This window comes from Prevotella sp. AM34-19LB (assembly GCF_003468525.1).
GTDB lineage: Bacteria > Bacteroidota > Bacteroidia > Bacteroidales > Bacteroidaceae > Prevotella.
The window spans coordinates 1-19,553 of record NZ_QSIG01000053.1 but is presented as its reverse complement, the minus strand read 5'-3'; the positions used below and the strand labels follow the sequence as shown (position 1 = coordinate 19,553).

Sequence of the window (19,553 nt, the reverse complement as noted above, 5' to 3'; positions counted from 1 at the left end):
TCCTGGATAGTGAGAGCAATCAGCAGACCGAGAATGATAAATTCAACAGAGTGGATATCCTGGCAGAGGATGAGAAGGGAGAATTCATCATCTTCGAGATACAGAATACTCGGGAACATACCTATTTCCACCGTATGCTCTATGGAGTTTCCAAGGTCATCACAGATAATATCAGTCTGGGCGATGATTACGACAAGGTGCGCAAGGTATATTCCATCAATATCGTGTATTTCACATTGGGACAGGCTAAGGATTATGTATATCATGGCAAGACGATGTTCCAAGGACTGCATCAGCCGAATGATATCCTGAAACTCTCTAACCGACAGAGTGAACTCTTCTTCGGTGATGAAATCCCTCAAGGTCGCAAGACTAATCGCGAAGCCGGAGACATATTCCCGGAGTATTATCTGCTCTGCGTGAACAACTTCGATAAGCTGGCGGTGAACAATCTGGATGAATGGATCGAGTTTCTCAAGACCGGCGAGATCAGCGAGGCAGCCCAGGCCCCAGGTTTGGCAGATGCCCGCAAATGCCTGGACATAGATAAGTTGACCGTAGCGGAAAAGAATGATTATGTCCGTCACATGGAGAATCTGCGCTATCAGCGCAGCGTTATCAAGACGGGGTATGATGATGGCTGGCAGAAAGGTCTTGCCGATGGTCGGGAAGAAGGTCGTGCTGAAGGACGAGAAGAAGGTCGTGCTGAAGGACGAGAAGAAGGTCGTGCCGAAGGAGCCCAAGATGAGAAGAAGGCCACAGCCCGTCGTCTTCTTGCAATGGGCTTGTCTGCCGAGCAAGTGGCAGCAGCAACCCAGTTGTCATTAGATGAAATCAAGAAATTATAGCTGCTTTTAGCAATAGATAAAGGGAGATTTCGCCAAGAAATCTCCCTTTATTGTTGTATGCTCGGCATGGACGTTGTCTAACGGCTGCAAATTCTCCCTTAACTCAGTAGCTGCTGTTCCAGCAGCTGACTGCGAGGGAAGATGATCTCATTCTCTATATAGACATGCTCGTTCAGATCTTCTGCGAAATTCTTCAGCAGACTCAGTAGCAACTTATAATCTCCGCTGGCATCAGCTGCCGGGTTGTAGTTGTTTGTGAGCTTTCTGAGGCGCTGCTGGCGCTTGGTCTCATTATCATGTTCCAGTATCATCACGTGAATAGGCATGGCTACAGAGCCGCAATGTATCGGCGCTGCAGGCTGACCCGTAAGCTGCGATTCCATCAGTTGATAGGTGAACGGAAAGAGAACCTGCTCTTCCTTCTGCAGATGGTTCTCCAGGTCAAGCATGCACTCGCTGAAGAGACTCTCTATTTCTGCCATTAACTGATTCTCACCCATCATCGAGTGGATGAGACTGAGGATTTCCGGACCCTTCTCACGGATTCCACGGTGATGAATCTTGAGGGCATAATCGATCAGCAGATCGGTTGGCCACTCCTCGAATTGATATTTTGATGCTCTCATATCCTGTTGTAATATAAAATTATTAAATTCCTTTTATCCTATATATTTTTTGATGTCCTCTTCTACCGTTCCGTTTCCGGCAATGCCAAAGGTATCTACCAGTACCTTCAGTACGGCTGGTGAACAGAAGGCTGGGAGCGTAGGACCCAGATGGATGTTCTTTACGCCCAGATGCAGCAGGGCAAGAAGTACGATGACTGCCTTCTGCTCGTACCAGGCAATATTGAAGAAGATAGGAAGTTCGTTGATGTCGCTGGCTCCAAAGATCTCCTTCAGCTTCAATGCCACAACCGCCCAGGAATAGGAGTCGTTGCACTGACCGGCATCCAGCACACGAGGAATGCCGTTGATGTCGCCCAGATTGAGCTTGTTGTACTTGAACTTGGCACAGCCGCTGGTGAGTATCACTACATCCTGAGGCAGCGCTTTGGCAAACTCCTCGTAGTAGTTGCGGCTCTTCATTCTGCCATCGCAGCCACTCATCACCACAAACTTGCGGATGGCTCCGCTTTTCACTGCCTCTACTATCTTGTCTGCCAGGGCAAAGACCTGGGCATGCGCAAAACCGCCGATGATCTCGCCTGTCTCTATCTCCCTAGGTGGCTGGCAGGTCTTGGCAAGCGCAATCACCTCGGAGAAGTCCTTGTGGCCGTCGGCACCCGCCTGGATATGCTTCCAGCCAGGGAAACCGGTAGAGTTGGTGGTGAAGACGCGGTTCCTGTAGCCTGCCGATGGCGATGGCGGTACGATGCAGTTGGTGGTGAAGACTACAGGACCGTTGAAGCTCTCGAATTCCTCCTTCTGTTTCCACCACGCATTGCCGTAGTTGCCCACCAGATGCTTGTACTTCTTGAGCTGCGGATAGTAGTGGGCAGGAAGCATCTCGCCATGGGTATAGACGTCGATGCCCGTGCCTTCGGTCTGGATGAGGAGATCTTCGATATCCTTCAGGTCGTGACCGGAGATGAGGATGCCCGGATTGCTGCCTGTGCCGATGTTCACCCGGGTGAGTTCCGGATTGCCGTATGCCTGGGTGTTGGCCTTGTCGAGGAGTGCCATCACATCCACTCCGTACTTTCCTGTTTCGAGTACCACGCCCAGCAGCGTGTTCATATCAGCATCAGGGTTGCTGATGGTGGCGAGTGCACGGCAGATGAAGCTGATGATTTCGCTGTTCTCTTCTCCCAGATGGGCTGCGTGCTCGTAGTATGCCGCCATACCCTTCAAGCCGAGCATGGTGAGTTCCTTGAGCGAGCGGATATCTGGATTCTCGTGGCGGAGCACGGATTCACGGGCGCCCTCTGCCTCATAGTCTGTCTTCTCGCCACCCCAGGTTACCTCCTGATAAGCAGGGAGGTGGATATTCATGCTTGCCGCCTTTTCCAGCAGCAGTTTCTTCAGTACGATGCCCTTATCTACCTTTTGCAGGATATCCTGGTCGTTGAAGTTGGCGTTGGTGATGGTGGTGAAGAGTGCATCCGTGAGGAAACGGGTTACCTCTGGTGTCGGCTCTTCGCCTATGCTATGCTGTATGGTTCCTATGCCACGAACCACGCTGAGCAGCAGATCCTGCCACTTGGAAGTTGTAGCCTCCTTACCGCAAACACCCTTGATGGTACAGCCTGTACCCTTAGCTGTTTCCTGACACTGGAAACAGAACATCTTGTTTTCTGTCATATTGCTATAAATTAATGAGTTATTTTAATGTTTTCTTCCAGGCGGCAATCTGCCATTCCTGGTTTCCGGCTGCAAAATTACGGCTTTAAAAATAATCCTACGGTAACAATTGTGACCGTAGGATATTAAAAAAACATAAAAAGAGTGTGGGGGAATGGATTTCGTTTTCAGCAGGGCTATTATTGCAGCTGCGAAATTTTCTGCATCAAATCATTCAGGCTCATGGCTCCGCTCTGTCGCCAGAGCATTTCTCCCTTTTTGAAGAGCATGAGGGTAGGGACCGACTGAATGCGGTACTGCATGGACAGTGCCTCGTTCTTGTCTACATCTACTTTCAGGATTCTGATGTCATCGCCCATCTTCTCCTTCAGCTGTTCCAGGATAGGGTGCATCATCTTGCAAGGTCCGCACCAGGTAGCGAAGAAATCTACCAATGTCAGCTGTTCGCCGTTAATCATTTCATTGAATTTTTCCATCATTATTGATATTTAAAAGTTATTACTTGTTTTTATCGGTGCAAAGATAAGAAGAATCCGGCATTCCACCAAATCATTCAGTCTATGTGGCGATAGATGAAGTCTATTGACGTAGCGCCGGATATGTCTTTCCTCCGTTAGGCGTTCCGGCTGATTTGCAATCCGCCGTCAAAAAATGTCCTAACCTCTTTATATTCTGGGGATATGATAGCGCTCTAAAGATAAGTTTTTATTCTAGTTACGCAAGAAAATCAGAGGAAAAGCTTTGGTGTCTTAAAATAAAGTCGTAACTTTGCAGCTGAAAATTAATAGATGGAGGAAGAATATGGCAAATTATATCAGATTTGACTGGGCGATGAAGCGCCTGCTTCGCAACAAGGCAAACTATGCCGTGCTGGAAGGCTTTATGTGTTCGCTGCTGAACGAGAAATTCAAGATCAACCGATTCCTGGATAGTGAGAGCAATCAGCAGACCGAGAATGATAAATTCAACAGAGTGGATATCCTGGCAGAGGATGAGAAGGGAGAATTCATCATCTTCGAGATACAGAATACCCGGGAACATACCTATTTCCACCGTATGCTCTATGGAGTTTCCAAGGTAATCACAGATAATATCAGTCTGGGCGATGATTACGACAAGGTGCGCAAGGTATATTCCATCAATATCGTGTATTTCACATTGGGACAGGCCAAGGATTATGTATATCATGGCAAGACGATGTTCCAAGGACTGCATCAGCCGAATGATATCCTGAAACTCTCCAACCGACAGAGTGAACTCTTTTTCGGTGATGAAATCCCTCAGGGTCGCAAGACTAATCGCGAAGCCGGAGACATATTCCCGGAGTATTATCTGCTCTGCGTGAACAACTTTGATAAGCTGGCGGTGAACAATCTGGATGAATGGATCGAGTTTCTCAAGACTGGCGAGATCAGCGAGGCTGCCCAGGCTCCAGGTTTGGCTGATGCCCGCAAATGCCTGGACATAGATAAGTTGACCGTAGCGGAAAAGAACGACTATGTCCGTCACATGGAGAATCTGCGCTATCAGCGCAGCGTTATCAAGACGGGGTATGATGATGGCTGGCAGAAAGGTCTTGCCGATGGTCGAGAAGAAGGACGAGAAGAAGGACGAGCTGAGGGACGAGCTGAGGGACGAGCTGAAGGACGAGCTGAAGGACGTGTCGAGGGTCGTGCCGAGGGAGCCAAAGATGAGAAGAAGGCTACAGCCCGTCGCCTACTTGCAATGGGCTTGTCTGCTGATAAAGTTGCTGAGGCAACTCAGTTGACATTAGAGGAAATTAAGAATTTGTAGCTGGTTTTGAAATATTAATAGGGAGATTACAGCTTGATGCCGTATTTCCTGATGCCTTCTCCCATCATCTCCTCTGGAATGAATATCTTGAGGGTATCGACTAGGGTGTTCAGCATCCGCTCACGGATGTAATCCTCCCTGATATAGAGCGATATGCGCCGCTGCGACAGATAATCTCCTTCTATCTTTCTTACATTCCTCTTCTGCTCCTCACTCAGGAAGGGGAGGTGCATCTCAGGAATGATGGTGAAGCCACCATTCTCATCCACTATCCTTATCAGGGTCTCGATGCTGCCTGCCTCATAGATATGATGACCCTTGCTGCGCGCCTTGCAGAACGAAAAGGCACTGTTGCGCAGACACTGTGCCTCCTTCATAATCCACATATTCTCATACTCCAGATTCTCTGGCTTGAAAACAGGGAGCTTGCGCCAGCAGCTCTCGGCAAGATACACATAGAACTTCTCCGTGTAGATCGGTATCTCCAGAATGCCTTCACGGATATTGTCGGAGATGGCTATGCCGGCATCCGTCTCACCACGAAGCAGGGAATCGAGCATGAAATCAGCCTTCAGTTCCTGAATGTTGAGATCCACCGATGGATAGTTTTCCCGATAGTGTCTGATGAACTTGGGCAGGATGTAGGGGGCAATGGTTGGACCCACGGCGAGCGACAGTCTTCCGCCTATCTCTCCCTTATCTTCCATCACGATTTCCGAGATGCGTTCTATCTCCTGCAATGCCGTTTCTGCCTGACGGATAATCTTCTTGCCTGATGCAGTGGGAGATACGGTCTTGTTGTTTCTTTCGAAGATACGGGTATCCAGTTCTTCCTCCAGTTTCACAAGCATGGCACTGAGCGTGGGCTGCGAAACCTGGCAAGCCTCTGCCGCTCTCGCAAAATTGCGAAAGCGGTTGAGTGCCACAATATATTTCAGTTGCTGTAAATTCATATCGCTATTCTATTTATATCAGCCAAGTACAGGGCTTATCTTGCTTTGAGTTTGCAGATGAGTTGAGTCATGTTGCCCATCGGACAGAAAACACACCAGGTTCTAGGACGATAGAAGATGGTGAGTAGCACACCCACTATCAGCGAGGTGAGCATGATGCCATAGAGACCGAAGGCAAATTGAGCCTTCCAGGGTTCTATCTCTACAGGATATGCCCAGTGCCAGGGAACATCAAAGCTCCATCCGAAAACAGCCATGAACAGCGGAATCATAAAACAGATGACTCCCAGCCATGCAAACACGATGTTGAAGAATCCAAGAGTGAAATAGGTGGCAGATACCAGCCACAGATAATCACTCCACTTCTTGCTTTTTTGTCTTGCCATAAAAATGCTTTTTATCTGTTATCTCAATACCTTGTGCATGACTCCTGCCGGACAATTCCTTTCACAGATGCCGCAACCTATGCACAGATCCTCATTCACTACTGCATAACATCCCCGGTAGATGCTGATGGCATCTCTGGGACATACTTTTACGCAAACACCACATGCCACGCAGCGGTCGTGCTCGCTTTGCGCCTTGTATTTTGCCATCTGCTTTTATTGATTGGTTAGTTTTTCCAATTGTCCTTCCAGGAATTCTGCCGCATCGGCTACGCAGAGCGGGCATTCTCTGAGTATCTTACCTGTGCCTACACCTTTGAGAAGCTTGCACTGGGTAGCCCCATTACGCTGCTGGAATTGGGTCATAATCTGTCGCATCGCCTTGACAGACTTAGCCTTATCCTTTGTTGCAAGGCCTAATACCACTCCTGCTCCTACGAGGGCACCGCAGGTTCCTTCCATGTTTCCCATTCCTGCAGCGAAGGCATTGCCTACATTCTTGAGTGTCTCTTCGTCCATACCAGTATAGTCATGATAGGTACAAACCACTGCCTGGGTACAGTTGTGAGACCCACAACGCTTCTTCTCTGCTGCAATTTCTTTTCTTGTTTCCATATTTATCTTGTTTATTTGAATTTTGCTGCAAAGATACGGCTTTTATAATAGATAAACGAAAGATTATGGCTATTATATTATAGAATCTATCTATTGTGTTCTGCTTTCCGACGGGCTATGCATACGAGTGCATGCCCGTGAGGAAGAAGTTGACGCCGAAGTACGTCATGGCGATGCTCAGGAAGGCAAGGGTGACGTAGATGTGATACACCAGCGGCTTGCGGAAAACAGGCAGACTCTGCGTATGCACCACTACGGCATATATCATGAAGGTGATGAGTGCCCACGTCTCCTTGCTGTCCCAACTCCAATACGTGCCCCAACTGACATTTGCCCAGATGGCTCCGATGAAGATGCCGAATCCCATCGTGGTGAGTGCTGGGTAGAGGAAGAGACGGCTCAACGCCTGCATCCGCTCACGACGGGAACGCCAGCAGATGCCCAGAATACCACAAAGCCAGGTGAGTATCAGAAGTACGTAACTCATCATGATGACACTGACATGTACGCAGAAATAAGGGCTGTTTAATATCGGTGCACGCTCACCAGTAGAAAAATCGATGTGGCTGAAATGATAAATCAGGAAGATGAATCCTATGCCAACAAGACTGAACACGACCATCAGAAGACTCCGGAACTGCTGCCAGGAGCGTTGGAGCAACTTCCTGTAGCCACCTTTTTTGTCGAAGAGTATCCAAACCAGCGAAACGAAAAGCAGAAAATAGCCACAATACGTTACCGGAATACCGAATGGGTCGGAATTGATGGCAAGAACACTTCCCATCCCATCCTCATCATACGATGCCTGATAGAACCGGTAGGAGCCGTGGGTATAGATCCTATTGAGCGAAACCTTCGCCTCCTCCATCTCGTAATGATCTGTTACTCTGAATTGCGAGGAATAATCCCTGACGACATCCGTACCCTCATACAGATGGATGTCAAACTTCTGGAGACTCAGGGTGAAAGGCAGTTTTCTCTGCTTGATACCTTCTCCAGGATTGTTGGAAAAATAAATATCCGAAGGTTCTCCGATGCGAAGATGCATCATTCCCTGCTTGCCGTTGATATGCGTGATGAAGGCACCTGCGAGGATGATGACGAAGGAAAGATGAAGCGCCCAGGTAGAAACAGCTTTCACCTTACGCTGGATGATATAGAAAATGCCCAGGGCGGTTAGTGCTGCCCAAATCAGGATAAACCACCAGGTTCCATAATAGTGGGCATGGGCATAATCCGTACCTTCTAGTTTCTCCACGATGCTGGCTGCAGCCATGCATACGAGAATCAGTATGTAGAGGATGAATAATATCTTTTTTATCATTGTTCGTTACGAAATCTTTCTAGTGTAATCTTGCGTAATTTTGCATCATCTAGTGTCATCTTGTTCTATCTTGCTGCAAAATTACGATATAATTTTGAGATAAGCAAACTTATCCAGATTTTTTATTCATATATTTAAAAGCAGCCAGGTATCTGGATAGGGTACCTGGCTGCCTGATATTCTTGAATGATAAGATGCACTATATGTGTTAGATAGAACGCAGGAACTTAACCACTGCATCACGCTCACTCTTAGGTGCCTTGTAGAAGTTCATGGCTGAATGATAGGCATGACTCTTCTTGCTGTAGCAGTGCCACATGATTGCTTCCACCTCGTTGCGGGCACGACAGTCGTGCAAGCGGTCTTCTGCACCTGTGTTCAGATAGCTCAAGCCACGACCCCAGAGTGGAGTGGTGCGGCACCATGATCCGTGGATGTCGTTCATCATATAGAGCTTGTGCTGAACGAAGTCAGAATATGGATGGATGGTCTGGTTCTGATAACGAGGCAACTTCTTGTCTGCGAGATACTTGGATGTTACGTAGTTGTCATCGCCAGTCTTCCATGTTGGCTTGTGACAGCTGGCGCATCCCCAACTCATGAAGAGCTTCTTACCCTCCTGTACCTGAGGATCGTTCAGGTTGCGGGCACGAGGCACGGCAAGACCACGGTGCCATACCATGAAGGCATAGAAATCGTCCATGCTCTGCTCTGGCTTGAAGATGTAGTACTTGTTGTCAAACTGGTTGGTCTTTGGATCCAACAGGTTTGCCACTGCTTCCTTGATGCCCTTGTCGGTACCATCAGCATAATAAGGAGAAGTAGGATCCTTCTTGATGGCTGCAATCACGTCCGCATTCTCTGACATCGCCTTAGCCCAAGGAGTGGTGGTGTAGAGACAAGGACGGTCCTTGCGGGTTACATTGGTGATGTTCCAGATGGCGTTGGCACCAGGTCCATCCTGCAAGCTACCACGGGTCAGGGCATAAGTGAAGCGCTTGATGAGCTTCTTGTTGCCGTCGGTGGTGTTAGGATCGAATGCTGTGCCATCTGCATGCACACCACCCGTAGCATACTTACTGTCTCTGCCGAAGCTGGTATAATAGGCACCGGCAGTCATCTCCATAGTGTTGGCATCAAACATACTTGGGTTGATGTATTCGCTTACATCCTTGCCTTCTTTCTTGAAATAAGAAGCCTCCGACTTATATTGAGCTACGATGTCCTCGCTAGGGATGGCATCGATGAGACCTGTACCGCCGATACCGATGGTAGATTCCAGGCGAACAGCATAGTTGCTAGGAACAGGATCGGTTCTGAATGCCGACTGAGGAATAGTAATCTCTGGATAAATCAGATCAAACTTCTCGCCATCAGGGAACTGCATGGCAGGAATCTCATCGGTCTCCATCTTGGCAATGTGCAGCCAGCTCATATTGATCTTGCTCTCATCGACAGGAGGGAGGAATGGAGACTGAGCCTGAGTCTGAGGCATACCGGTTACCTCGGTGATATAGCCACCATCGTTAGGACTATCAGCTTTAGGATGATAGATTACGAGCAGATAGCCGTTGCCATTACCATAGCGGGTTTCATACTGTGCCTTGCGCTTGCCATGACCATACTCTGGGTGACAGTCGATGCAGGAAGAGCGGACAGAAGCAGGACCTAAGCCCTTGAATGCACCGGTGTTCCAGGTGTACTGGCGCTCGAACATCTGCTCGCCGATAAAGAACTGCTTGAAGAGTTCTGGGTCGTTGTCAACGGCTGGTGTCTGGTCTGAGTAGCAGTTGGAATTCGTGTTATCTGTTGTACCCAACTCACCACCTGGATACCACTCATCCGCAGAAAAGTTACCCACTTCCTTGCCTACGTAAGCGGCATCAGTTTCCTGAATCTCTACTTTGTTGTCGTCATCAGAACAGCTGGCCATTGTCATTGCCAGAGCCATGGCGAACGACATGTAGGCGTAATTCTTAAAATTCTTATTCATAATGTATTTTCTTTGTAATATATTATATTTTAACCCAAATGACGTAGCTTCGCTTCTATTGAAGAAAGCAAAGCTACGTTATCCTTTATCCTTTATTTTGTTGTTTCTGCTGTAATGGATAGATTACTTAGAAACCTTCAAATTGCGGAACCACTTACCTGCATTGTTCAACTCGTCATCCAGGGTGTTGATCTTGTCGATGCAAGTCTTTACCTGAGCGTGAGCAGGATTATCAACGAAAGCGGTGCCGCTCTTCTTGGCAGACTCCAATGAAGCAATTGCCTCGTCAAGCGCTGTGTTCAATGCGCTGTAGCCACTGTAGTTGTACTTCTTCATGATGGTCATCAAAGAATTAGCCTCAGGAGTGGTGGCATTTACATCACGTGTACCATAGAGGGAGTTCTTGATAGAGTAGATGTTGTCCTGGTAGTCGATGAATGAACGCTTGCTGTATGGAGACTCGATGTAGTCTTTAGACTCAGCTTCTCCATCCTCTGTTGTACCGCCCTGACCGGTAGCTACACGGTAAGCCTGACCCAACTTCTGGGTGTAAACCTCCTGACAGATGCTTGAGCAACCACCTACAAATACATTCTCCAAGGTCTCCTGCCATGTAGGGAACCAAGCCTTCTCGCCTGTGGCATTGAGGAAGAACTGACCGTAACCGATACCTGCAGAAGAAAGAGCACCAGCACTCTCCTTCAAACCAGCAAGACCGTCAACCACCCACTTGCAGTTGCTTGTCAACCAAGAACCGAGGGTAGCATCACCATTCCAACCATACTGGAGGAGTGAAGTCATGTTGTAGATATCACCAGCTACAGCGGCAGCAAATGCCAACTCATCAATACCCTTCACTGATGTCATGCCTTTTTCTGTCTCGTTGGCATTCAGCATAGCAGCAGTACGTTCTTTACCTTCACGGAAGAGTACGAACTCCAATCCGTGGAAACCAATCACTGAGTCGAAGTGCTTGTTCTCTGTATAGATGAACTTAGATGGGTTTTCACCATTGATACCGGCGATGATGTCCTGATTGTTAAGTGCTGATACCATCTGGTCGTGGTCGAGTGGCCATGAGTCGATGTGTGGGTCAATCTCGTTGTTGGCGGCTGCACCATAGAGGAAAGCCTCGCTGCGCTCCCACTCACGACGTGCGTTCTTGAAAGCCTCACAGGCAGCGGTGATATCAGCATCGCTCAAGTTGCCAGCCTTGGCGTTGGCGTAAGCCTTGTCGCATGCATCCTTCAAAACTTTGGCATTGTTTCTCAAATCCTTGTAGGTTGGATTAACGATGTCGTTTACATAAGTGTTGGCAACAGCCGATAATTCTGTTGCTGGAACTACGTTACCCTCTGTTACTGGGTCATCATCATCGCTACATGAAGCGAAACCCAAAGATAAAGTCATTGTTGCTACGAACAAAAATGCCTTCTGGAAAATCTTTTTCATTTTTCTTTGTTTTTTTATGTTTGAATGTGATAATTATAATCTATGATGCGGCTGCATCCCACTGATTTATAGGAAGAAGCCCTGATAAGCGATGCCGATGTTCACGGCTGGCTCATTGTTGTACTTAGAGTGGAAGATGCGCTGGTTGTACTCTGCCTTCACACAAATCCGTGGGAGAGGGAAGTAGTTGATACCTGCTGCCACAATCTTGCGGTTGGTCCACTTGGCGGTGGTGTTGTGTACGGATGAATCGTAATATTCGAAATGACCGAACACATACAGCTTCTGCTTGTCTTCGCGGAGCTTGGAAATCTGGGAGAAGACATCGTAGCCAGCTTCCACCATGGTGGCGATGGCATGACTGCCGAAGTATTTGCCGCTGCCCGATTCGTTAGGCTTCACATTCGCCGTACCGGGATATACGATGCTGGTGATGGCAGTGGCATCGCTTACATAGCCGTAATCCACGTTGCCTCTAATCTTCCAGTTGTACTTGTTGTAGGTGAAGTCGAAGGCACCCACATATACATTTCCCTTGATATTCTTGTGCTGGGTATCCTGTGGGGTCGTGTTGCCCATCGCCTTGCCATAGTAGCCGCTCAATCCGATGCGCAGTCCCGGAATGCTGTAATTATCTACACGGGCTGCCACGGCATATCTATTGGCTACTTCAAACTCGTATGGACTCTTGGCACCGCCCTGAATCCAGTTGCTGCGACTGAAACGATAGGCATTCAAGCCAGCCAGGAACTGTGCCTCGTAGCGGAACTTGCCGCTCTTTCCCCAGAAACTGATACCGGTCTGGTGCCAGGTGCAGGGAAGAATGGTGTTTTCGCCTTCCGGACGATAAACAGTAAAGAAATTTAATGGTTCATGATAGGCATTGGTCAGACCCACAGGTACCACGATGTGACCCATCTTGATGTTGGCAGCCTTGCCGAATGACTTCTGAATCCAGAACTGTTCCAGTTCCACCTCGCCACCTTTCTCCACTTCCTGTTCGTACTCGATGGCTTCTTCAGCCTCGTATTCGATAGACTGTCCGGTACCTCCGTGTTCAAACTCAATCTCAGTACCCATGGTCCATCCCTTTCCAAAGTCGTAACCTAAGTAGATGACTGCGTGTGGAATGTCGAAACGTCCGTGGTCGGGAGCGTTCTTATAAGCAGTAGCGTTAGAGTAGCGTTTGCCAGCATCGCTATAGAAGTTGCGGCTCATGGCAACTTCACCATAGCCACCGACACTGAGTTTGTTACCCTTAGCGTGCTGCATTACGCTATCAGCAGCTGCAACTTGTGCATTGGCACTTGCCAAACCGGCAACCAGGGCAGCTGACATTAATCCAATTCTTAAACTGTTCATCTTTATTATTTTGAATTTATTGTTATCATTATCCTTGATAAAAAAGAAAAGAGCGCAGATGTCTGTTTGCGGTCTCGATACTTTAGAGACCTAGTATCTCCTTAAAGCCCTGTAGCTTAATAAGGAATTACGCAGCTCTGCCGCTCGGAAGTGGCAATCATCACTGCGCTCTTTTTCGATTTCGGGTGCAAAGGTACGGTGTTTTAAAAAATCTTGCAATACCTAAATTTTGGTAAATATCGGCATCCTCATTTCTAGGTATTGCGAGTTTCGAAACTTTTTTGTATATTTGCAACCAAAATAAAAACATGATGAATGTTCTTGATACAAGGATGTTTGCATTTAAGGATAGAACAAGATGAAAAATCAAAAGATGTATGAGGCTGACGACAAGATGATCAGCATCATTAGAGACAATTACAATATCTTGCAGAGCCTGGGTAGCTTCGGCATCAACCTGGGATTCGGCGACAAGACGGTAAGAGAAGTCTGCGATGAGCAGAACGTGGATACCTACACCTTCCTTGCCGTGGTAAACTTTACGATAAATGGTTACAAGGAGTACGACAATGCTGACCGGTTGTCGTTGCCCACCTTGTTGCATTATCTCAAGGCATCGCATGCCTACTACATAGATTTCCAGTTACCTTTTATCCGTAAGGAGTTGGTGGATGCGCTGGATGAAACGGATAATCTGGCGCGACTGATCCTGAAACTCTATGATGATTATGCCCACAGCATCACCAACCACATGAAGTATGAGGAGAAGATGATTTTTCCTTATGTTCAGGCACTTATAGATGGTAATGCCAATACCAACTTTGATATTGAAACCTTCTCGAAGCATCATGTGCAGGTGGATATGAAACTGAAAGAGCTGAAGAGCATCATCATCAAGTATCTGCCTTCGGATGGACTGCACAACAACCAGCTCAGTGCCACTCTCTATGATATCTACAACAATGAGGAGTGGCTTATGCATCACTCTGAGGTGGAGGAAGAAATCTTTATACCTGCCGTGAGAAATGCCGAGCGGAAACTGAAGCAGAATGATGTGAGTGCCAAGATTTCGAGTATGATCAATCAGGCGCCGAACAACGATGAGCAGTTGAGCGACCGAGAGAAGGATGTAATCATTGCGCTGGTTCAGGGTATGTCGAACAAGGAGATAGCCGACCATCTCTTTATCTCCGTGAACACGGTGATTACCCATCGCCGAAACATCGCCCGAAAGCTCCATATTCATTCTCCTGCGGGCCTGACGATTTATGCCATCGTAAACGATCTGGTTGATATTTCTACGGTGAAACTCTAGTTTTGCTTAGAAAAAATGGCTGTAACTACTCAGTACTCCCTCTTTGAAATGTTATTTTTTATAAAATGATAGTGCCTTTCCTGCTGCTTGCGGGGAAGGCACTATCATTATATATAGGTATGTGAATAGGAGGCATCATCATTTTGGGGGGATGCCTCTCCGGCTGCTAGATCTTGTTGATATCCACATAACCGTGCATCACGGCATAGATCGTGAGCGAAGAAACGCTCTTGATACCCAGTTTTTCCTGGATATTCTTGCGGTGGGTAATCACGGTGGTGGTACCGATGAAGAGCTTTTCGGCTATCTCCTTGTTGATTTTGCCTTGTGCCACAAGCGAGAGTACCTCGATTTCCCTATCTGTAAGGACTTTCTCCTTGGACTCTGGGGAATCCATCGGCGGGATATATTCGCCGTGGGGATGGCCCGAACGTTGCAGACGGATCAACTGTCGGATGAGCTTTGATTCCGGTACGTTGACGCAGATGCAGTGGAATCCCTGCAGCTGCGAGTTGAGGTCGTTGCAGGGGGTAAGCACGATGGTATGTGGGCGATACGCCTCTTCAATGAAGAAGTTGCGGTGAGCCAGAAGAATCTGCATTGACACGAAATAGTGCATAAAACGTTCGGGCGCATTCGACTCAAATTCGCCGAATGTACCGAAGATACTGATCTTTACCATCGGAACGGCACTCTCCAGCAGTCCCTTGAGTCCCAATGCTGCCAGCGTATTGTTATCTACAATGGCGAGTTCGGGCATCGCCTTGCCTGCCATTGCTTTTTTCATTTCTTCGTTCATCATATTGCTGATATATTCGTTATCTGTTTACAGGAATGGGGTGAGGAACTTTGCCGCAAACCATCCCCTGAATCTTTGCCATCCGGTGCGCCACTCTCGCCAGTTCTGCTCGTTGAGCAGGAAGCTGTCTTTCTTCTCCCTGTCGAAGAGACGGTCGAGCTGGTGGGTAGTGCATGAATCCACAATCACGGCATTCTCTTCGTAATCCCATCGCAGGCTTCGGGCATTGAGGTTGGCACTGCCTACGGTGCAGAACTTGCCATCTACCATGATAATCTTGGTATGATGGAAGCCCGGCGTGTACATCCATACATGGCAGCCAGCTTCATCAGCTTGTGGGCATTATAGAATCCGCAATCGGGGGTGAGCGGGATATCGCTCCTGGTGGAGAGCATGATCTCTACCTTGACGCCTCTTTTCACCGCCCGCTTCAATGCCTTCTTGAGCTTGGGACTCAGAGTGAAGTAGGGACTGATGAGCTTGATGCTGTCCTGGGCATCGTTGATGGCATTCACATAGAAGTAGCGGATGATATCCTTCGTGATATGCGGCTCACGATTGATGATGCCCACCGTCTTGCGATAAGCCGTGGCGGTGGTATCGGGTTTGAGATTCTCTACCAGGTAGTCTTGCTTCTCCTTGCGGTAATACTCCTCGCCGTCGATATGCTGTCCGCTTACCTTGTTCCACATCTTGAGGAAGATCTTCTGCAGGGTATTCACCTCGCTGCCGTCGATGCGACAGTGCATATCGTGCCATTCTCCTACCACCTTTGTACCTTTTATATAATAGTCGGCAACGTTCATGCCGCCGGTATAGGCTATCTGTCCGTCGATGACTACAATCTTGCGGTGGTCGCGGTTGAAAACGGCATGCACCCATGGAAACTTCAGGGGCTTGTATTCGTAGATTTCGATGCCGTTGGCACGGATTTCCTTGAGATGACGTTTCCTCAGTGGCTTGTTGTTGGATGAATTTCCGAAGCCATCGTAGAGGGCTCTTACCTTGACACCCTGCTTCACCTTCTTGGCAAGGAGGTCGAAGAGGAGGGAGGCAATGCTGTCGTTGCGGAAGTTGAAGTATTCCAGATGCACGCTGTGCTTAGCCTGACGGATTGCCTGAAACATATCATCGAATTTCTCCTGTCCGCTCATCAGGAGCGTGACGGAGTTGTCGTGGGAAAAGCTGACACCCTTCCCACGAAGCTGGTTGACTATCAATGAATCGCTGGTCTGTGCGCTGCACAGCGAACTAGCCAGCCATAGCGTGAATACTAATAATATCTCTCTGATTTTCATCTTTATTATACCATGCATGCATAGTGATCTACGATGCCTTTCAAATGATTATCCTTATCTACTACTAGTACCGTATGTACCTTGTATTTGTGCATGATGCGCTGAATCTCCGAAATCTTGGTCTTCGGAGTCACCATCTTCGGAGTGGTGGTCATAATGTCGCTCACGGTCTTGTTGAAGAATTCAGCCTGCCACTTCTCCATGGCACGGCGAATATCTCCATCTGTAATCAGACCGATGACACGCTGGTCTTCATCGAGCGAGATTCCCAGTCCGAGCTTACCCTTGCTCACATGGATGATGGCCTCGCCCAGATGCATCTCCTTAGGGATGATAGGCATGTCTTCGCTGCGCATCACGTCTTCGGCGGTGGTGAGGAGACGCTTGCCCAATTCGCCGCCCGGATGGAACTGGGCAAAGTCGCGTGGCTTGAAGTGGCGCACCTGCATCAGGGCTATTGCCAGAGCATCGCCCATGGCGAGGGCAGCAGTGGTACTGCTGGTAGGAGCAAGGTTGAGCGGACAAGCCTCCTTCTTCACCTTGACGGTGATGTGATGGTTGGAGTATTTTGCCAGCAGTGAATTCGGATTGCCCGTTATGGAGATGATAGGCACGTTCATGTGGAGTACCATCGGGATGAAGCGGAGCAGCTCGTCGGTCTGACCACTGTTGCTCAGTGCCAGCACCACGTCCTTGTCGGTCATCACACCGAGGTCGCCGTGATATACGTCCAGCGGGTTGATATAGAAAGCCGGTGTACCTGTAGAGGCGAGGGTTGCTGCAATTTTGGCACCCACGTGTCCGCTCTTGCCCACACCCGTAACGATGATCTTGCCCTGGCAATGATACATCATATCTACGGCTTTCTCAAAATTATCGTCCAATAAGGCGATCTGGTCGAGGATGGCCTGTGCCTCGTCTCTCAGAGCCTGTTCACCATAACTTCTTATTGTCTTATCGTCCATGATTTACTTTGAACTTTGAATTTTTAACATTGAACTTTATGATTAGATTCTCTTACAGGAGTTCCTGGATGAGAGATTCTAACTTGGCTAATTCCAGCATGTTGGCAGCATCACTCTTGCCCTGGTCTGGGTCGGGATGCACCTCGAAGAAGTAGCCTGTGGCACCGAATGCCTTGGCTGCCTTTGCCATAGCTGGTACAAACTTGCGGTCGCCCACGGTCTTGCCATCGCCTGCACTTGGCCGCTGTACGCTGTGGGTGCAATCCATAATGACATTAGGTACAATCTCCTTCATATCCGGAATGTTGCGGAAATCTACCACGAGATTGTTGTAGCCGAAGCAGTTGCCACGCTCGGTGAGCCATACTTCGCTGGCTCCGCTATCCAAAGCCTTCTCAACCGGATACTTCATATCTCTTCCGCTGAGGAACTGAGCCTTCTTGATGTTGACAATCTTGCCGGTCTTGGCAGCCGATACGAGCAGGTCGGTCTGGCGGCAGAGGAAGGCTGGTATCTGGAGGATATCGCATACCTTGCCCGCAGCTTCAGCCTGATAGCTCTCGTGGATATCGGTGGTGATGCGAAGTCCGTATTTCGACTTGATATCGCTGAGCATCTGCAGACCTTTCTCCAGACCAGGACCACGGAAAGAGTGGATGCTGGTTCGGTTGGCCTTATCGAAGGATGCCTTGAATATGATGTTGGTTCCTAAGTTCTGGTTGATGCGAACGAGTTCCTGAGCTACTGTATCCAGTAGTTCCATCGACTCGATGACGCATGGTCCTGCAATGAATGTTGCCATAATTATAGTATTTATTGTTATTTCTTCCTTAATTATATCTCTATTTGCGTGCAAAGTTATTAATAAATCGTGAAAAACCCAAGAATAATGTGCGTTTTTTAAGATTATCAGCTTGATGAAGTATCTTTTTTTTCTTTTCTTTGCGATATTTCACCGAAAATCATTACATTTGCAGTGCATTTAAAAAATACGACAATGAACATACTCATAGCAGACAGTGGCAGCACCAAGACCGACTGGTCGTTGATAGACGGACAAGGTCAAGTAGTGATGACTTGCAAGACGCAGGGCATCAATCCGATTCACATGCAGGATGCCGAAGTGCTTCAGATACTGAAGTCGGAACTCATCTTGCCGGAATCACCACAGGAAGTGTATTTCTATGGCAGCGGTGTGACCGAGGCGATGAAGCCCCGGATGAACTCTCTCTTGCAGCAGGCTTTTCCTGGAGCCAAGGTAGAAGCTGAAGGAGATATGCTGGGTGCGGCAAGGGCGCTTTTCGGCAACAAGCCTGGCATCGCCTGCATCCTGGGCACGGGTGCCAACAGTTGCCTCTATGATGGCACGAAGATTGTGATGAATACGCCGCCTCTGGGGTATATTCTGGGTGACGAAGGTAGCGGTGCCGTCTTGGGCAAGCTTTTCCTGAATGGTATCTTCAAGGGCAGTCTGCCTTCGGCTATCAAGAAGAGGTTTCTGGAGTGGTCAGGACTGGATTATCCCGGTATCATCAACAAGGTGTATCGTGAACCGTTGGCAAACCGTTTTCTGGCTTCCATCTGTCCTTTTATTTCTGAGCAGATAGCAGAGGGAGAGAAATATGAGAACGGCAGTGATAAACTGAATGAGGCGATGGCACTGTATCGGGTGGTATTGAGTAACTTCCATGCTTTTTACGAGAACAATCTCATACCTTATATCCAGTATGTAAAAGCCAGTCAGGAGGATATCTCGCAGTTGGAACCTGGCGTGAAAGCCTGGGATTCTTCTTTGGGAGAGGGGATTCCGATGATAGGGTTCGTGGGAAGCATCGCTCATTATTTTGAAGCTCCCCTGAGAAATGTGATGGAGGATGAGCATCATCTTCATATTGTCAAGATCATGCGTGCTCCGATGGAAGGTCTGATTGCCTTTCATGCGAAATAAATGATGAAGTGAGGGTGTGTCATAAGTCTAGATAATGGCAGCCGAGGACGGGCTGAAAGCCCAAAAGCTCCTAGCCAGGGCATCGCCTGGGTAATGTTTGCAAAAAAACAAGTCGCCCTGAAAGGGCAAAAGCTTTGAAATTGAAGCTTTGCCTTTCAGGGCGACAAGTTTACATCCACAAATACCCAGGGCGATGCC

General features: G+C 48.2%; 18 protein-coding genes and 1 pseudogene. 4 read left to right on the top strand and 15 right to left on the bottom strand.

The window, feature by feature from the left end:
* The coding region (locus DW830_RS13125) for a PD-(D/E)XK nuclease family transposase (RefSeq protein ID WP_119250217.1) at window positions 1–848 on the top strand (848 nt) is incomplete at its 5' end.
* 98 nt (window positions 849–946) lie between these two features.
* Here DW830_RS13125 and DW830_RS13120 read toward each other — a convergent pair.
* From DW830_RS13120 to trxA, 3 genes are all read right to left on the bottom strand, one after another.
* Window positions 947–1,474 (bottom strand): hemerythrin domain-containing protein, encoded by a 528-nt coding sequence (locus tag DW830_RS13120; RefSeq protein ID WP_119250216.1) that lies wholly within the window; start codon window positions 1,472–1,474, stop codon window positions 947–949.
* Between the two features lie 33 nt (window positions 1,475–1,507).
* Window positions 1,508–3,151 carry a hydroxylamine reductase gene (gene hcp / locus DW830_RS13115; RefSeq protein WP_119250215.1) on the bottom strand — a complete coding sequence of 548 codons (1,644 nt, stop codon included), beginning with the start codon at window positions 3,149–3,151 and terminating at the stop codon, window positions 1,508–1,510.
* A gap of 179 nt (window positions 3,152–3,330) precedes the next feature.
* Entirely contained in the window at window positions 3,331–3,627 is a 297-nt protein-coding gene (gene trxA / locus DW830_RS13110) for a thioredoxin (RefSeq protein WP_117692155.1), read from the bottom strand.
* 325 nt (window positions 3,628–3,952) lie between these two features.
* Here trxA and DW830_RS13105 point away from each other — a divergent pair, with 325 nt between their 5' ends.
* On the top strand, window positions 3,953–4,945 hold the full coding sequence (locus tag DW830_RS13105; RefSeq protein ID WP_119250214.1) for a PD-(D/E)XK nuclease family transposase: 993 nt from the start codon (window positions 3,953–3,955) through the stop codon (window positions 4,943–4,945).
* A gap of 26 nt (window positions 4,946–4,971) precedes the next feature.
* On the opposite strand, the gene DW830_RS13100 is transcribed toward DW830_RS13105, so the two are convergent.
* From DW830_RS13100 to DW830_RS13065, 8 genes are all read right to left on the bottom strand, one after another.
* Entirely contained in the window at window positions 4,972–5,898 is a 927-nt protein-coding gene (locus tag DW830_RS13100) for a LysR substrate-binding domain-containing protein (protein WP_119250213.1), read from the bottom strand.
* Between the two features lie 35 nt (window positions 5,899–5,933).
* Window positions 5,934–6,284, bottom strand: coding sequence for a 4Fe-4S binding protein (locus DW830_RS13095; RefSeq protein WP_119250212.1), 351 nt, complete (start codon window positions 6,282–6,284; stop codon window positions 5,934–5,936).
* Window positions 6,285–6,302: 18 nt separating this feature from the next.
* Window positions 6,303–6,494, bottom strand: coding sequence for a 4Fe-4S binding protein (locus DW830_RS13090; RefSeq protein ID WP_119250211.1), 192 nt, complete (start codon window positions 6,492–6,494; stop codon window positions 6,303–6,305).
* A 6-nt stretch (window positions 6,495–6,500) separates the two neighbouring features.
* Complete coding sequence (locus DW830_RS13085) at window positions 6,501–6,899, bottom strand: C-GCAxxG-C-C family protein (protein WP_119250210.1); 399 nt, start codon at window positions 6,897–6,899, stop codon at window positions 6,501–6,503.
* A 115-nt stretch (window positions 6,900–7,014) separates the two neighbouring features.
* Window positions 7,015–8,223, bottom strand: coding sequence for a cytochrome c biogenesis protein CcsA (gene ccsA / locus DW830_RS13080; RefSeq protein ID WP_119250209.1), 1,209 nt, complete (start codon window positions 8,221–8,223; stop codon window positions 7,015–7,017).
* 208 nt (window positions 8,224–8,431) lie between these two features.
* Window positions 8,432–10,216 carry a di-heme oxidoredictase family protein gene (locus DW830_RS13075; protein ID WP_119250208.1) on the bottom strand — a complete coding sequence of 595 codons (1,785 nt, stop codon included), beginning with the start codon at window positions 10,214–10,216 and terminating at the stop codon, window positions 8,432–8,434.
* A 123-nt stretch (window positions 10,217–10,339) separates the two neighbouring features.
* Window positions 10,340–11,668: an imelysin family protein gene (locus DW830_RS13070; RefSeq protein ID WP_119250207.1), complete on the bottom strand. Its 1,329-nt coding sequence runs from the start codon at window positions 11,666–11,668 to the stop codon at window positions 10,340–10,342.
* A 66-nt stretch (window positions 11,669–11,734) separates the two neighbouring features.
* Window positions 11,735–13,030: a hypothetical protein gene (locus tag DW830_RS13065; RefSeq protein ID WP_119250206.1), complete on the bottom strand. Its 1,296-nt coding sequence runs from the start codon at window positions 13,028–13,030 to the stop codon at window positions 11,735–11,737.
* A 358-nt stretch (window positions 13,031–13,388) separates the two neighbouring features.
* Here DW830_RS13065 and DW830_RS13060 point away from each other — a divergent pair, with 358 nt between their 5' ends.
* Window positions 13,389–14,345 carry a LuxR C-terminal-related transcriptional regulator gene (locus DW830_RS13060; protein ID WP_119250205.1) on the top strand — a complete coding sequence of 319 codons (957 nt, stop codon included), beginning with the start codon at window positions 13,389–13,391 and terminating at the stop codon, window positions 14,343–14,345.
* A 166-nt stretch (window positions 14,346–14,511) separates the two neighbouring features.
* Here DW830_RS13060 and DW830_RS13055 read toward each other — a convergent pair whose 3' ends face one another.
* The 4 genes and pseudogenes from DW830_RS13055 to kdsA form a co-directional block, all read right to left on the bottom strand.
* The gene (locus DW830_RS13055) at window positions 14,512–15,147 is read right to left on the bottom strand and encodes a response regulator transcription factor (RefSeq protein ID WP_119250204.1); all 636 of its coding nucleotides are present in this window, start codon (window positions 15,145–15,147) and stop codon (window positions 14,512–14,514) included.
* A 24-nt stretch (window positions 15,148–15,171) separates the two neighbouring features.
* Window positions 15,172–16,442, bottom strand: a pseudogene (locus DW830_RS13050) (phospholipase D-like domain-containing protein).
* A 5-nt stretch (window positions 16,443–16,447) separates the two neighbouring features.
* Window positions 16,448–17,407, bottom strand: a complete 960-nt coding sequence (locus tag DW830_RS13045; RefSeq protein WP_118312439.1) for an SIS domain-containing protein — start codon at window positions 17,405–17,407, stop codon at window positions 16,448–16,450.
* Window positions 17,408–17,459: 52 nt separating this feature from the next.
* Window positions 17,460–18,224, bottom strand: a complete 765-nt coding sequence (gene kdsA / locus DW830_RS13040; RefSeq protein WP_255415635.1) for a 3-deoxy-8-phosphooctulonate synthase — start codon at window positions 18,222–18,224, stop codon at window positions 17,460–17,462.
* Window positions 18,225–18,404: 180 nt separating this feature from the next.
* On the opposite strand from kdsA, the gene DW830_RS13035 reads away from it, so the two are divergent.
* Window positions 18,405–19,355 carry an ATPase gene (locus tag DW830_RS13035; RefSeq protein ID WP_119250203.1) on the top strand — a complete coding sequence of 317 codons (951 nt, stop codon included), beginning with the start codon at window positions 18,405–18,407 and terminating at the stop codon, window positions 19,353–19,355.
* The last annotated feature ends 198 nt before the right edge of the window (window positions 19,356–19,553 follow it).

Coding starts and splice junctions, on each gene's coding strand:
- DW830_RS13105 (WP_119250214.1), top strand. CDS start 3,953: ATGGCAAATTATATCAGATTTGACTGGGCGATGAAGCGCCTGCTTCGC.
- hcp (WP_119250215.1), bottom strand. CDS start 3,151: ATGACAGAAAACAAGATGTTCTGTTTCCAGTGTCAGGAAACAGCTAAG.
- DW830_RS13075 (WP_119250208.1), bottom strand. CDS start 10,216: ATGAATAAGAATTTTAAGAATTACGCCTACATGTCGTTCGCCATGGCT.
- DW830_RS13035 (WP_119250203.1), top strand. CDS start 18,405: ATGAACATACTCATAGCAGACAGTGGCAGCACCAAGACCGACTGGTCG.
- DW830_RS13055 (WP_119250204.1), bottom strand. CDS start 15,147: ATGATGAACGAAGAAATGAAAAAAGCAATGGCAGGCAAGGCGATGCCC.
- DW830_RS13095 (WP_119250212.1), bottom strand. CDS start 6,284: ATGGCAAGACAAAAAAGCAAGAAGTGGAGTGATTATCTGTGGCTGGTA.
- DW830_RS13090 (WP_119250211.1), bottom strand. CDS start 6,494: ATGGCAAAATACAAGGCGCAAAGCGAGCACGACCGCTGCGTGGCATGT.
- DW830_RS13065 (WP_119250206.1), bottom strand. CDS start 13,030: ATGAACAGTTTAAGAATTGGATTAATGTCAGCTGCCCTGGTTGCCGGT.
- DW830_RS13070 (WP_119250207.1), bottom strand. CDS start 11,668: ATGAAAAAGATTTTCCAGAAGGCATTTTTGTTCGTAGCAACAATGACT.
- DW830_RS13045 (WP_118312439.1), bottom strand. CDS start 17,407: ATGGACGATAAGACAATAAGAAGTTATGGTGAACAGGCTCTGAGAGAC.
- DW830_RS13100 (WP_119250213.1), bottom strand. CDS start 5,898: ATGAATTTACAGCAACTGAAATATATTGTGGCACTCAACCGCTTTCGC.
- DW830_RS13120 (WP_119250216.1), bottom strand. CDS start 1,474: ATGAGAGCATCAAAATATCAATTCGAGGAGTGGCCAACCGATCTGCTG.
- DW830_RS13085 (WP_119250210.1), bottom strand. CDS start 6,899: ATGGAAACAAGAAAAGAAATTGCAGCAGAGAAGAAGCGTTGTGGGTCT.
- ccsA (WP_119250209.1), bottom strand. CDS start 8,223: ATGATAAAAAAGATATTATTCATCCTCTACATACTGATTCTCGTATGC.
- DW830_RS13060 (WP_119250205.1), top strand. CDS start 13,389: ATGAAAAATCAAAAGATGTATGAGGCTGACGACAAGATGATCAGCATC.
- trxA (WP_117692155.1), bottom strand. CDS start 3,627: ATGGAAAAATTCAATGAAATGATTAACGGCGAACAGCTGACATTGGTA.